This is a genomic window from Novosphingobium sp. ES2-1, from assembly GCF_015169775.1.
Taxonomy (GTDB): Bacteria; Pseudomonadota; Alphaproteobacteria; order Sphingomonadales; family Sphingomonadaceae; genus Novosphingobium; species Novosphingobium subterraneum.
In genome coordinates this window covers 111,097-125,061 of the sequence record NZ_CP063449.1, presented here as the reverse complement: position 1 = coordinate 125,061, position 13,965 = coordinate 111,097, and the positions used below count along the sequence as shown (strand labels likewise).

At 61.5% G+C, this 13,965-nt stretch carries 13 protein-coding genes and 1 pseudogene; 12 read left to right on the top strand and 2 right to left on the bottom strand.

Translation table 11 applies throughout. The features are described from left to right. Positions 1–40 precede the first annotated feature (40 nt). Positions 41–316 (bottom strand): MarR family transcriptional regulator, encoded by a 276-nt coding sequence (locus tag IM701_RS22055; protein ID WP_230488005.1) that lies wholly within the window; start codon positions 314–316, stop codon positions 41–43. Positions 317–562: 246 nt separating this feature from the next. On the opposite strand from IM701_RS22055, the pseudogene IM701_RS21235 reads away from it, so the two are divergent. From IM701_RS21235 to IM701_RS21215, 7 genes and pseudogenes are all read left to right on the top strand, one after another. Next, positions 563–1,454, top strand: a pseudogene (locus tag IM701_RS21235) (alpha/beta fold hydrolase). Continuing rightward, complete coding sequence (locus IM701_RS22050) at positions 1,451–1,612, top strand: hypothetical protein (RefSeq protein WP_230487980.1); 162 nt, start codon at positions 1,451–1,453, stop codon at positions 1,610–1,612. The pseudogene IM701_RS21235 and the gene IM701_RS22050 overlap by 4 nt, the downstream one beginning before the upstream one ends. Positions 1,613–1,711: 99 nt before the next feature. Continuing rightward, the gene (locus IM701_RS22045; RefSeq protein ID WP_230487979.1) at positions 1,712–1,867 is read left to right on the top strand and encodes a hotdog fold thioesterase; all 156 of its coding nucleotides are present in this window, start codon (positions 1,712–1,714) and stop codon (positions 1,865–1,867) included. A gap of 82 nt (positions 1,868–1,949) precedes the next feature. Further along, entirely contained in the window at positions 1,950–2,186 is a 237-nt protein-coding gene (locus tag IM701_RS22325; protein WP_370584394.1) for a hypothetical protein, read from the top strand. Next, positions 2,170–3,309: an efflux transporter outer membrane subunit gene (locus IM701_RS21225; RefSeq protein ID WP_370584393.1), complete on the top strand. Its 1,140-nt coding sequence runs from the start codon at positions 2,170–2,172 to the stop codon at positions 3,307–3,309. The genes IM701_RS22325 and IM701_RS21225 overlap by 17 nt, the downstream gene beginning before the upstream one ends. After that, positions 3,306–4,451: an EmrA/EmrK family multidrug efflux transporter periplasmic adaptor subunit gene (locus tag IM701_RS21220; protein ID WP_010890883.1), complete on the top strand. Its 1,146-nt coding sequence runs from the start codon at positions 3,306–3,308 to the stop codon at positions 4,449–4,451. The genes IM701_RS21225 and IM701_RS21220 overlap by 4 nt, the downstream gene beginning before the upstream one ends. A gap of 6 nt (positions 4,452–4,457) precedes the next feature. Beyond that, positions 4,458–5,987: a DHA2 family efflux MFS transporter permease subunit gene (locus tag IM701_RS21215; protein WP_010890882.1), complete on the top strand. Its 1,530-nt coding sequence runs from the start codon at positions 4,458–4,460 to the stop codon at positions 5,985–5,987. A 62-nt stretch (positions 5,988–6,049) separates the two neighbouring features. Here IM701_RS21215 and IM701_RS21210 read toward each other — a convergent pair whose 3' ends face one another. After that, positions 6,050–6,979 carry a DMT family transporter gene (locus IM701_RS21210; protein WP_010890881.1) on the bottom strand — a complete coding sequence of 310 codons (930 nt, stop codon included), beginning with the start codon at positions 6,977–6,979 and terminating at the stop codon, positions 6,050–6,052. 137 nt (positions 6,980–7,116) lie between these two features. On the opposite strand from IM701_RS21210, the gene IM701_RS21205 reads away from it, so the two are divergent. From IM701_RS21205 to IM701_RS21185, 5 genes are all read left to right on the top strand, one after another. Beyond that, positions 7,117–8,496, top strand: coding sequence for an aromatic ring-hydroxylating dioxygenase subunit alpha (locus IM701_RS21205; protein WP_011906634.1), 1,380 nt, complete (start codon positions 7,117–7,119; stop codon positions 8,494–8,496). A 25-nt stretch (positions 8,497–8,521) separates the two neighbouring features. Beyond that, on the top strand, positions 8,522–9,046 hold the full coding sequence (locus IM701_RS21200; protein ID WP_066762449.1) for an aromatic-ring-hydroxylating dioxygenase subunit beta: 525 nt from the start codon (positions 8,522–8,524) through the stop codon (positions 9,044–9,046). A gap of 41 nt (positions 9,047–9,087) precedes the next feature. Beyond that, positions 9,088–10,185 (top strand): NAD(P)-dependent alcohol dehydrogenase, encoded by a 1,098-nt coding sequence (locus IM701_RS21195; protein ID WP_193829260.1) that lies wholly within the window; start codon positions 9,088–9,090, stop codon positions 10,183–10,185. 72 nt (positions 10,186–10,257) lie between these two features. Then, a complete protein-coding gene (gene ppdK / locus IM701_RS21190; protein WP_193829265.1) occupies positions 10,258–12,924 on the top strand; it encodes a pyruvate, phosphate dikinase in 2,667 nt (888 codons plus the stop codon). Positions 12,925–12,977: 53 nt separating this feature from the next. Beyond that, positions 12,978–13,940: a dihydrodipicolinate synthase family protein gene (locus IM701_RS21185; protein ID WP_010890876.1), complete on the top strand. Its 963-nt coding sequence runs from the start codon at positions 12,978–12,980 to the stop codon at positions 13,938–13,940. Positions 13,941–13,965: the final 25 nt, after the last annotated feature.

Below are 13,965 nucleotides of genomic sequence, written 5' to 3'. Positions count from 1 at the left end.
ACTGTCTCGCGAGTTGTGATAGACGCGATCGGTGCCAAGACTACAGATTGGCGGACATACTGGCCAGGAGTCGCTTGAAGGTGGCAATGTCATTAGCCGATATGCCAGCGAGCAACCGTTCGTAGACCACATCGGCTTCCGCCCTAAGCGCGGGCAGGATGCCGATGGCTTTTGGGCGCAGATGCAAGGTCCACACCCGGCGATTGCCTTCGACAGCGCGGCGCTCGACATAGTCCGCCTTTTCGAGCTGGTCTATGACATGGCCAACGCTTGCACGCTCCAGCTCCAGGCATTTGGCGAGTTCGGTCTGGGTCAGACCGGGTGTCCTGAAGATATAGGCGAGTGCGCGCCATTGGGTGCGGGTTAGCCCGAACTTCGCGGTCGATGCATTCGAACACGCGGCGGAGCTTGCGCGGCACCTCCTCGATCAGGAACACGAGCCCATCGGCTTCGGTAAGGTAGCTTTGCTCGTCGGACGTCTTCGCCATGGTCGTCGCTCATAGCCTTCGATTGCTCAAAAGGACAGTCTTTACTGTAAAATATCTTATAGTAAGATATAAGCATGTCGAATCCGCACGTCACACTCTCCGGCCATTCCGGTCATGCCATAGCCGCACTCACCGAAGGACCTGAGCAAGGATTTCCGGTACTTCTCGCCCACGGTGGAGGGCAGACCAAGCGGGCGTGGAAGCAGGTGACGGCCGATGCTGGCCAGACATGGGTTCCGCGCCATCGCGCTGGACCTGCGCGGTCATGGCGACCAGCGCCTGGGCCGATGACGGTGCCTATGACATCGTGGATTTCGCTGGCGATCTGGTCGCCATCGCCGGGTCTCGCTCGACCGCAAACCCGCGCTGATCGGAGCATCGCTTGGCGGGCTGGCCGGGATCATGGCCGAAGGTGAGGTCGCCCCCGGCAGCTTCGCCTCGCTGACCCTTGTGGACATCACCCCGCAAATGGAGGCGGGCGGCGTAACGCGCGTGGTAGGTTTCCATGGCGGCGCACGCGCGCGAAGGCTTTGCCTCGCCCGACGAGGCGGCGCGGGTGATCTCCGAATATCTCCCCCATCGCCCAAGCCGCAAGGCGTCGTCCGGTCTCGCCCATTACCTGCGGTTGAAGCCGGACGGACGCTTACTACTGGCATTGGGATCCCGCCTTCATCGATGGCATCATGCGCCGCAACGCCGAGCGCGGCGATGGCAGCGACTATGGACGCGGCGAACTGGGCGAAGCCGCTGCGCGGCTTGCGCTGCCGGTCCACCTGATCCGGGGCGGATCGAGCGATCTGGTCTCGCCCGAAGCCGTCGCGCATTTCCGCGCGCTGGTTCCCCACGCCGCTTACAGCGGACATCGCCGATGCGACGCATATGGTGGTCGGCGACCAGAACGACGCCTTTGGCGATGCGATCCTCGACTTCCTGATGCGGACACACGGAACGGAGATCGCGGCATGAGTGAACCTGCAGCGAAGGTCGACCTCGAACAGCTCCGTGCGATGCTGCTCATCGCGCCGTTCCACCAATGGCTGGGGCTGGATATCGCCGAACTGACAGACGAGGCGCTGATCCTCGAGATGGCCGTGGCGCGAGGAAAATCGTCTCCAACCCGATGATCGGATCGGCCCATGGCGGTGTCCTCTCGGCGCTGATCGACCTGACCGGGCTTTGCACCATCAACCGCGCTCGGCGGATCGGCGCGCGCGACGGCTGACATGCTGGTCGATTTCCACCGACCCGCCACTTCGGGGCCGCTGCGCGCGATCGGGCGGGTGGTCAAGCTGGGCAAGCAATTGAGCGTTGCCGAAACCCGGATCGAAGATGCCGGGGGCAGGCTGCTGGCCAGCGGACGGGGTGCCTATGTCGGCTAAGCTCTTAGCTGCTCCGGGAGCCTTGGCAGTACTTGCGCTGGCGGGTTGCGTTGCGGTTCCCGACGCCGGAGTTCGTCCGGTCATGGAAACCGCCGACACAATCGAGGCTGCGCAGACGTTGGCCGCGCGCGGCAATACGACCTGGCCGCCAGACCAATGGTGGCGTCTGGCGGGCGATCCGCAACTGACTGCGCTGATCGAGGAGGGCCTTTCCAATGCACCGCAGGTTGCGGTGGCGGTGGCGCGGGTCAGGCGCGCGGAAGCCGAGGCGCAGCGCGTCGGGGCCGCGCGGTTGCCAACGATTGGGGCGGGAAGCTGAGGGCGGTCTGCGCCGCCAGAGCGGCAACAACGGCATCCCCGCACAGTTCCTTCCCGATGGGTGGCAGGACTATGGACAGACCTCGCTGAGCTTCGGCTTCGACCTCGACCTGTGGGGTCGCAACCGCGCGGCCTATGCTGCCGCGACATCGGAGGCCCGCGCGGCGATGGTCGATGCGGCGCAGGCTCGCCTCGTGCTGTCGGTCGCGATAACCGCCGCCTACGCAGAGCTCGGGCGCCATTACCGCGAGCGCGACAACGCAGCGGCCACGCTCGCCAACCGCCGCTTGATGCGCGATCTTGTCGCCCAGCGCCAACGCAACGGGCTCGACAACCTCGCCAGCCTGCGCCGCGCCGATGCCGAAGTTGCCTTGGCGGAGCAGGATCTGGCAGCCGTCGATGAGAACATCGGCATCCGCCGCAACCAGCTTGCCGCGCTCCTGGGTGCTGGCCCGGATCGGGGAACGTCGATTACCCGTCTGCCGCTTGCACCCTCGACACCCGGCGGGGTTCCCGCCGGTGTCACCACCGACCTGCTTGGCAGGCGGCCCGATATCGTCGCCGCGCGCGAGCGCGTGGAAGCGGCGGCGAGCCGCGTCAAAGTGGCGCGGGCCGGGTTCTTCCCGTCGATCAACCTCAGGGCGCTGTTTGGCCTTCAGGCGCTCGGTCTCGGCAATCTCGTCGCTTCCGGCTCCTTGTTCGGAAGCGTCGGTCCGGCCATCAGCCTGCCGATCTTTCAGGGCGGCGCGCTCAAAGCGCAATATGGCAGTGCCGAGGCCGCCTATGACGAGGCCGTCGCAAACTACAACCAGACCGTTGTCACCGCGTACCAGCAGGCTGCCGACGCGGTGACCCAGCGCGACGCAGCGGACAAGCGGCTTGGCGCAACCCGCACGGCGCTGGCCGCAAGCGAGGAAGCGCTAGGTCTGGTGCGCACACGCTACGAGGCCGGGCTTGCCAGTTACCTCGACGTCCTCGCCAGCGAACGCGGTGTGCAGGACCTACGCGTCGCGGTCATCGGCCTTGAGACATACGAACGCGGCGCGACGCTGGCGATGATCCGTGCACTGGGCGGCGGGTTCGACGCGGGCACTACCCAACCATCAGGACAGACCGAGCAATGAGCGATACTGCGACACAAGCTGCCGAAGTCGATCCGGAACTGTCCGCCTTTCGCAAGGCACGCCGGACGATGTGGCTCAAGCGCCTGGCCATCGTGCTCGCAGTGGTGGCTCTCGCATGGGGTGCCTGGTACGTGCTGGTCGCCCGCAACTATGTCAGCACCGACAACGCCTACGTAAATGCGCGAATGGCGCAGGTCACGCCGCTGATTGCTGGATCGGCCATCGAGGTGCTGGTCGAAGATACGCAGCAGGTGAAGGCGGGTGATGTCCTGGTCCGGCTCGACCAGGCCAACGCCAAAATCGCCGTCGCGCAGGCCGAAGCCGATCTTGCCGCCGCCCGCCGCAAATTCGGGCAGGCTGTCGCGACCAACAGCGCGCTGTCGGCCCAGATCGACACCTCAAGCGCCGGTCTCGTACAGGCCCGGGCGCGACTTCGCACTGCAGAGTCCGAGTTCGACAAGGCGCGGATCGACTTGCGGCGCCGTGAGGCCGTCATTGCCAGCGGCGCGATCTCGGGTGAGGAACTGACCCAGGCGCGCAAGGCCTACGCCTCCGCCAACGCGGCGCTCGAGGCGGCCCGCGGGGGCATCTCCGAAGTCACTTCGGCCCGACGGGTCGCGCAAGGGCAACTTGCCGCCAACGACGCCCTGGTGCGCGGCTCCAGCGTAGATACCGACCCAGCGGTTCAGGCGGCCAAGGCCCGGCTCGATGCCGCCTTGCTCGACCTCCAGCGTACCGAAATTCGCGCGCCGGTTTCCGGGGTGGTGAGCCGCCTGCAGATTCAGGTGGGACAGCGCCTGAGCCCCGGTCAGACTATCATGACCATCGTCCCGATCGACAAGCTCTACGTCGATGCCAACTTCAAGGAAGGCCAACTCGGCCGTGTCCGTCCTGGCATGGCTGTAACCCTCAAGTCGGATCTTTATGGCGGCGATGTCGTCTACCACGGCAAGGTCACCGGGCTGGCCGGCGGTACGGGATCGTCGATGGCAATCATCCCCGCCCAGAACGCCACCGGCAACTGGATCAAGACTGTCCAGCGCCTGCCGGTGCGGATCGAGCTTGATCCTGCCGAACTGCGCAAGCACCCGTTGCGCGTCGGGCTGTCGATGGAAGTCGAGATCGATGTTTCCGGTGAGTGAAACCAGATGAGCGAGACCGCTTCATCAGGCGCAGGAATAGCCCCGTCCCGGCAGCTTGTTGCCGGGCTCGTGCTTGCCCTTGCCAATTTCATGGTCATTCTCGACCTGAGCATCGCCAATGTCTCGATCCCGCATATCGCGGGCAATCTGGGCATCACGCTTGAACAAGGCGCATGGGTCATCACCTCCTACGCGGTCGCCGAGGCGATCTGCGTTCCCTTGACCGGATGGGTCGCCGGACGCTTCGGATCGGTACGCACCTTCCTGTTCAGCATGGTCGGGTTCGGGATCTGCTCATTCCTGTGCGGGATCTCAGTCACGATGGGCATGCTGGTCGCCAGTCGTATCGGACAGGGAATTTTCGGCGCCTTCCTGATGCCCATGTCGCAAACCTTGCTGCTCAGCGTGTTCCCGCCCGAGAAGCGCAATATGGCGATGGGACTATGGGCTGTTACACTGCTGATGGGACCTGCTCTTGGTCCGATGATCGGTGGCTATCTCACAGAAAATTATTCCTGGCATTGGATATTCCTGATCAATGTGCCCGTCGCCATCCTGTGCATCGTGGTTGGTTTCGCGCTGCTCAGGCCGATCGAGACCGAGCGGCAGATCCTGCCGATCGACTATGTCGGCCTTGCCTTGCTGGTGCTTTGGGTCGGCTGCCTCCAGATCGTGCTTGACCTTGGCCGTAACCACGACTGGTTCGCCGACCCGATGATCGTGGCGCTAACGATCACCTCTGCTGTGGGTTTTATCGTTTTCATTATCTGGGAGTTGGGCGAGGATCACCCGATCGTCGATTTGCGAGTTCTGCGGCACCGTGGCTTCAGCGTCAGCCTGACTGTTCTGTCGCTCGCATTTGCCGGATACTTCGCGGCGTTTGTCGTTGTCCCCCAGTGGCAGCAAGCCTGGCTCGGATTTCCTGCGACAGCAGCCGGCTTGTCCTCTTCGTTTTCGGCCATGGGCGGACTGATCACCGTTCCGCTGGTGGCTTTCCTGATGAGCCGCCTCGACCTGCGTTTCCTTGTTTCGTGCGGCGTTACCTGGATTGCGGCGATGACGCTCGTGCGCACAACCTGGACAACAGACTCCGATTTCTGGACCCTCAGCATTCCGCAGTTCGTTCAGGGGCTGGGCACTCCCTTCATGATGCTTCCTCTCATGACCCTGACGCTCAATACGGTTAAGGAAAACGAGGTGGCATCGGCCGCCGGCCTGCAAAGCTTCATGCGAACCATCGCCACCGCCGTAGCGACTTCCATCACTCTGTCTTATTGGGGTGATACTCAGCGCATCGCGCGCAGCGATGCGGTGGCGGTCCTGCAGCCGGAAGCGGCGCAGGCAAGCCTTTCCAGCCTCGGCTTCCCTTCTGAACAGATAAGGCAAGTGCTCAGCAACATGGTTGAGCTGGAGGCGACAACGCTGGCGCTTATTCATACCTTCTGGGCGACCACAGCCGTTCTGCTTTTTGCCGCCGCCCTGATCTGGCTTGCCCCACGACCGTCGAAATCAGGCGGCATTACGATGGGCCACTAAAGAAGACTGACCGGCAACCAGGAGGCAGATCTGGCTCTGTCGGCTCCAGAACTTCATTGGCCTTATGTCTTGACCCGACGCGACAACAGGATTGATGCAACCACCAACAGCGAACCGATCAGGTGGTATTTTGCGAACCGTTCTCCAAGCAGTGGTACGGCCATCAGGACCCCGAACACTGATGGCAGGTTCATGTAGACCCCCGCACGGCCCGAGCCGACCAAGGCGACCGCGCGATTGAACAGCGCGTAGGACAGCAGCGAAGGAAATATCCCGACATAGAGCAGGGATGCGAGCGCCGCGGGTGAAGCCACGGTCAGGCCAGCCCACCAGAGGTGCCAGGCATAGGGCACACTCAAAGCCGCGATCCCTACCCCGAACAGGACAACCAGCAAACTGAGGTGGTGCATCGCCGGTGCGCGGCGCAGGAAGGTAGCATAGGCGGAATAGAGAAAAACCGCAATGATGGCGAGCAGATCGCCTCGGTTCAGCGCATCCCAGCGCAGATAGTCGGGATGCCCCTTGGTCATGATCCACGCGATTCCGGTGATCGAAAGGAGTGCGCAAACGAGAAGGATCGGGTGCACCCTCTCCCGAAACAGCACAACTGGCATGAGCAGGGTCATCACCGGCATGGTCGATTGCAATAGAAGATTGTTGGTCGCGGTGGTGAACTGCAAGCTTTGATAGACGAGAAAGGAAAACAGCCCCACTCCTAAGGCCCCGAGGAGCCCAAGGAACCGCCAGCCGCCGACAATGGCGGACAGGTCGTCGCGGAGGTGTCGCCAAGCGAACGGGAGCACGAAGACCAGCGCCACCACCCACCGCCAGAACGCCAGCGTCACGGGTGAGAGCAAGTCCTTGGCCGCCCGCCCGACGATCGGATTCAGGGCCCAAAAGAACGAGGCCAGACACAGCAACAGGGCTGGTGATTGCCAGAGCCTGGACACAAGACCCAGGATGCTGGACGTGTTGCGGTCGGCATCTTGCAACCTAAAATTCTCCCCAGAAACGCGGCTTGAGAATCGTCCTTGCGCCAACGGTAGGTTTTGCATATGGTGCATCGCGTTGCATGTATAGCACGAATCGACTATGCAGCACTCGGAACAAAAAGCATGGGAGCGATGCGATGAATGGATCGGCGGCACTCGTCGATAATGCCAACGCGAGCCAGTCTCGCCGGGTGTTCTGGGATCAGGACGTCTATCAGCTGGAGCTGGAGCGGATATTCTCGCGATGCTGGCTCATGCTCGGACATGATTCGCTAGTTCCCAAACCGGGCGACTTCATTACGACGTACATGGCAGAAGACCGTGTCATCTTGTCGCGGCAGCCGGACGGTTCGCTGAAGGCGTTCATCAATTCCTGCACTCACCGCGGCAACCAGATCTGTCATGCCGACAGCGGCAGCGCCAAGGCGTTCGTGTGCAATTATCATGGTTGGGTTTTCGGTCAGGATGGTTCGCTCGTCGATGTTCCGATGGAAGAGCGGTGCTATCACAGCGATCTCGACAAATCCAAGCTGGGGCTCGCGCCGATCCGGGTCGAAACTTACAAGGGCTTCATCTTCGGCTGCCATGATCCCGAAGCGCCCTCGCTTGAGGACTATTTGGGGGACTTCTGCTGGTACCTCGATACGATCTGGGACGGTCCGGACGGTGGTCTGGAACTGCTCGGGCCGCCGTTGAAGAGCACCCTCGCCTGCAATTGGAAAGTCCCGACCGAGAACTTCGTCGGCGATGGGTATCACGTGGGCTGGACGCATGCCGCCGCTCTCCAGATGATCGGGGGCGAGCTGGCTGGCCTGTCGGGCAATCGCGCCGACATGCCGTTTGACGACCTTGGTCTGCAATTCACCATGCGGCATGGCCACGGGTTTGGCCTGATCGATAACGCGGCGACTGCGATCCACGTCAAGCGCGACGGGTACGTCAAATATCTCGAGGAGACGCGGGGCGGAATTCGCGAAAAATTCGGGCCGGAGCGCGAACGGCTCTATGTCGGTCACTGGAATACGTCGATCTTCCCAAACTGTTCGTTCCTCTACGGAACCAACACCTTCAAGATCTGGCATCCGCGCGGGCCGCATGAAATCGAGGTCTGGACCTATACCATGGTACCGAAGAATGCCGACACCGAAACTAAGCGGTCGATCCAGCGCGAAGCGATCCGTTCATTTGGTACGGCGGGAACGCTCGAAAGCGACGATGGCGAAAACATGTCGTCGGCCACCTACAACAACAACGGTATCATCACCCGCAAGGGGCGGATGAATTCGAGCATGGGCAAGGACCGCGAAGGGCCGCACCCCGTCTATCCAGGAATTGTCGGGGTCAGCTTCATCGGCGAAACCTCGTATCGAGGCTTTTATCGTTTCTGGCAAGAAATGCTCGATGCGCCAGATTGGGCCGCCATCCGGGCCAATGACGATACCTGGGATGCAATGTGGACCAACCGTAATTTCTGGCCTGAACGTCTGTCGGCGAAGCAAGCCGAGCCGCAAGACTGATCCCGACAGCAATCTGGACCGCAAGATGACCGAAACACGCAAGCCCGTAGGCATGGAACTGCATCATGCCATCGTCAGTCACTATTCCGCCGAGGTGCGGATGTTGCAAAACCAGCAATATCGCGAATGGTTCGATACTGTAATCGCCGAAGATATCCATTACTGGATGCCAGTTTACGAACAGCGGTTCGCACGTGACCGCCGCCCGGATCCAACCCCGGGGGATGCCGCAATCTACAACGATGACTATGCCGAGCTGCAGCAGCGGGTCGACCGGTTGCTGACGGGTCAGGTATGGATGGAAGATCCGCCATCACGTATCCGCTATTTCGTCACCAATGTCGAAGCATTCGAAATTGCACCGTTTGAATTCGAGGTCTTCTCTAATGTTCTGGTGCACCGCAATCGCCGACAGAGCGAAGTTTACGTGCACACGCTGGGACGCGAAGACAAGCTGCGGAAAACTGACAGCGGCTTCAAGGTATTCAGCAGGAAGCTGAATATCGACGCGCGCGTCGTGCAGGACAAGAATCTCTATTTCTTCGTATAAGCAAATTCGATCGACTGGAAATCGCAAACGGGAGAGCAAAAATGGACGCATACGCGGCAATAATCGAGCGTCAGGGCGGCGAATTCGTTCTGGATAACGTCTCTATCGAGGATCCGCGCGACGGCGAAGTGCTGGTCAAGGTTGCCGCAGCTGGCATGTGTCATACCGACCTGACGGTTCGCGATCAATATTACCCGACGCCGCTGCCGGTGGTGCTGGGCCATGAAGGTTCGGGCGTTGTCGAAAAGGTCGGCCGCGGCGTGACCACTGTCAAGCCAGGCGACAAGGTCGTGCTCTCCTTCAGCTATTGCGGCACCTGTCCATCGTGCCTCAAGGGCCATCAGGCCTATTGTCCGAGCCTGTTCCCGCTCAATTTCATGGGCCGCCGCCTGGATGGTTCGACGCCGATCACCCGCAACGGCCAAGAAGTCAACGCCTGCTTCTTCGGGCAATCCTCGTTCGCGACCTATTCGATCGCGTCGGAAAACAACTGCGTCAAGGTTGCCGACGACGCACAGATCGAACTTTTGGGCCCACTGGGCTGCGGCATCCAGACCGGGGCGGGCAGCATCCTCAATGCGCTTTGTCCCGAACCTGGCTCCTCGATCGCGATCTTCGGGGTCGGGTCGGTCGGCCTCAGCGCCGTGATGGCCGCCAAGGCCTCGGGCTGCCTCAAGATCATCGCGGTTGACCGCAACGCAGGCCGCTTGGAACTGGCGCGTGAACTGGGCGCCACCGATGTGATCGACGCCAACACGGTTAACGCTCAGGAAGCGATCGTCGCGATGACCGGTGGCGGCGCCGACTATGCCATGGATACCACCGCCATTCCAGCGGTGCTGCGCTCGGCGGTGGACAGCACGCACAACATGGGTGAAACCGCAGTGGTCGGCGGGGCGAAGCTGGGCACCGAATTTTCGCTAGACATGAACAACATGCTGTTTGGCCGCAAGTTGCGCGGCGTAGTCGAAGGATCGAGCACGCCGCAGGTCTTCATCCCGCAACTGATTGCGATGCAGAAGGCCGGGCTGTTCCCGTTCGAGAAGCTCTGCACCTTCTATGATCTCGACCAGATCAACCAGGCCGTCGAGGATACCGAAAAGACCGGCAAGGCGATCAAGGCCATTCTCAAAATGTAGATCGCTTTTGGGGCGGCGCACCAATCGAATTGCGCCGCCTTGGACCTGCACTTGGACCTCAGGAATTTAACAATGTCGAGTGTGTTTTCCTTCGGTTCCGGCGTTCTGGTCGCAGGTCAGATTGGTCTCGACAAGCGCGTCTTGGGCGGGAAAGGGGCCAACCTCGCCGAGATGGCGCGGATCGGGCTGCCCGTCCCGCCTGGATTCACGATTTCCGCCGGCGAATGCCTCGCTTATCTTGACCACGGCAGAGCTTCACTTGATCGCATCCGCGATGAGGTTTCGGCTGCTTTGGGGCTGGTCGAACGGGCGACGGGCAAGACGTTCGGCAATCCTCGCGATCCCCTGCTGGTCTCGGTGCGTTCGGGCGCGCGGGTATCCATGCCGGGGATGATGGACACGATCCTCAACCTTGGCATCAATGATGCTACCGTCACCGGCCTGGGCCAGTCCTCCGGGGATGAGCGGTTCGCGCTCGACAGTTATCGCCGCTTCATCCAGATGTATTCCAGTGTCGTGCTCGAAATCGAGCATGGCGTATTCGAGGCAGCCCTTGACCGCATCAAGGAAGATCGCGGCGTCGATGAGGATATCGATCTTCGAGTGGAGGATCTGCGCGGCCTGATCGCGACCTTCAAGGATCTCGTGCTTGCCCATCACGGCGCGGCCTTTCCCCAGGATGTACAGGAACAACTCTGGACGGCAATCGAGGCGGTGTTCCGCTCATGGGACTCACCGCGAGCCAAGGTCTACCGGCGCCTGAACGATATCCCCGGAGATTGGGGCACGGCGGTTAACGTCCAGGCCATGGTGTTCGGAAATCTTGGCGAGACCAGCGCTACCGGCGTCGCCTTTACCCGCAACCCTGCAACCGGCGAGAAGGCCTACTACGGCGAATGGCTGGCCAACGCCCAGGGTGAGGATGTTGTCGCCGGCATCCGCACGCCCCAGTATCTGACCAGGGCTGCCCGCGAAGCCGCAGGTGCGCGGCTTCCCTCAATGCAGGAAGCGATGCCGAAGGCCTATGCCCAACTTGCTGAGGTGTTCGAACTGCTGGAGCGCCACTATCGCGACATGCAGGACATCGAATTCACAGTCGAACGCGGCAGGCTCTACCTCCTTCAGACCCGTTCGGGCAAGCGCACCGCCAAGGCCGCGCTCAAGATTGCCGTCGACATGGTCGAAGAGAGCCTGGTCGACGAAGTGACCGCGCTGCTCCGCCTCGACCCGGCCTCGCTCGACCAGTTGCTTCACCCCTCGCTCGATCCGAATGCCCCGCGGGTGCTGCTCGGAAAGGGTTTGCCTGCCTCGCCCGGGGCAGCCTCGGGAGGTGTGGTATTCGATGCGGAAACAGCGGCACGGTGGGCCGAATTGGGAGAGAAGGTCATCCTCGTCAGGCATGAGACGTCGCCTGACGACATCCATGGCATGCACGTCGCAACCGGCATCCTGACGGCGCGCGGCGGCATGACCAGCCACGCGGCCGTGGTCGCGCGGGGTATGGGCCGGCCATGCGTGGCGGGCACCGCGAGTCTCAAGATCGACCCGGTCGCGCGGGTCGCCGAGATCGGCGGCCAGCGGCTCGAAGAGGGCGCATTCATCACGATCGACGGTTCGACCGGCGAAGTGTTCCTGGGCGAACTGCCGACGATCCTGCCCAAACTTTCGGGCGATTTCGCAACGGTGATGGCATGGGCTGACAAGCATCGCCGCCTGAAGATTCGGACCAACGCGGAAACCCCGCTCGATTGCGAAATGGCCCGCCGGTTCGGGGCCGAAGGGGTCGGGCTTTGCCGAACCGAGCACATGTTCTTCGATGAAAGCCGGATCCTCGCCATGCGGCAGATGATCCTGGCCGACAGCGAAAAGGAACGACGCTCCGCGCTCGACCAGCTATTGCCCGAACAGCGCACCGACTTCCGCCGGATCTTCGAAATCATGGAAGGCTTGCCAGTCACCATCCGCCTCCTCGATCCGCCGCTGCACGAGTTTCTGCCGCATACGGATAGCGAGTTCACCGAGCTTTCGCGGGCGATGGGTATTGACGTGGAGCAGGTTCGGCATCGCGCAATCGAATTGGCGGAAACCAACCCCATGCTGGGGCATCGAGGCTGCCGACTGGGCGTGGTCTATCCCGAAATATACGAAATGCAGGCTCGCGCGATTTTCGAGGCGGCGCTCGAAGTCGCGGGCGAGGCGGGCATGGCGGTCTGTCCCGAAATCATGATTCCGCTGGTCGGATTGCCGCGTGAACTGGAATCACTGAAGGATACCCTGTACAGGGTCGCTGAAGTCGTGTTCGCCGAAAAAGGCGAGCGGATCGCCTTTAGCGTTGGCACCATGATCGAGCTGCCGCGGGCAGCCCTGGTTGCCGACGAAATCGCTGCAAGCGGGGAATTCTTCTCGTTCGGAACCAATGATCTGACCCAGACTACGCTGGGGATCAGCCGCGACGATGCGGCGCGTTTCCTGGGTGCTTATGTGGAAAAAGGCATTATCGCCAAGGACCCGTTCGTCACCCTCGATATCGAAGGGGTCGGCAAGCTGATCGAAATGGCATCGCGCAAAGGGCGCGAAACCCGGCCCGACCTAAAACTGGGGATCTGCGGCGAGCACGGCGGCGATCCGGCCACGATCGCTTTCTGTGAGGAGATCGGGTTGGACTATGTCAGCGCATCGCCTTTCCGGGTGCCGATTGCCCGACTGGCTGCGGCCCAGGCGGCGCTGGCGCCTTCATGAACGGCCGATGCAAGCTGAAATTCTGAACCAAATCGAGATGAGGTGCACCTCAAATGGAATATGATCGTAAGGACGCCAAGGCCTGGGCAACGAAGACCGTCAGGGGCTTCTATCAGTGTCCGATCACCCCGATGACCGCCGATTACAAGTTCGATGTGGACGGTATCCGCTACAACATCGATAAATATGTCGAAATGGGCGTAGATGGCTTGGCCGTCGGTGGGTTCATCGCCGAATGCTGGAACGTCTCAGCGTCAGACTGGTTTCGCTATCACGAGATCGTCGCCGAGGCGAATGCCGGGCGGCTCGATCTGTGGACCATCGTGCTCGATCCCAGCGTCTATACCGCGATCGAGAAGATGCAGTTCGTCGAGAAGCTCGGGTATAACGGGGCTGAGGTGATCAACCCGGTTGTGCAGCTCAAGCGCGACGACGAAATCTATTCCTGGTTCAAGTTCCTGACCGACCACACCGATCTGGCCGTCTGCCTCTACCGGACCCCGGTTTCGGGCACCGTGCTGAGCTGGGACCTGATGCGCCGCCTGGCCGATATCGATACCGTGATCGGCGTCAAACAAGGTGCCATGAGCCGTGCCGAGACAATCAAGATCCGCCAGCTAATGCCCGAAGGCTTCAACACGATGGAGCCATTCGAATACTTCTTCCTCGACGATCTGCGTCTTGGCGGCACCGTTTGCTGGGGTGAATTGTCCTACATGCTGTACGGCAAGAAGCGCCATTTCGCCAAGGAATACATCCGCCTGGCGCATGAAGGAAAATGGGAGGAAGCGCGGGCCGCTTCCGATCAGCTCAGCGAAGTCCGCGAATTCTATCACGACAACTTCCTGTGGGATATCGCCCGCACCGCGACCTATGCCAGCGCACTTGCCAATGTGAAGGCCTGGTACGAAGCGATTGGCCTCAAGGCTGGCCCGATCCTGCCGCCGGTGGCTGATGTGACGCCGGAAAAGAAAGAGCAGATCAGGGCCAAGCTGGTCGAACTGGGCATTGCCTGAACCGAACCAACGGGAATCCCAAAGC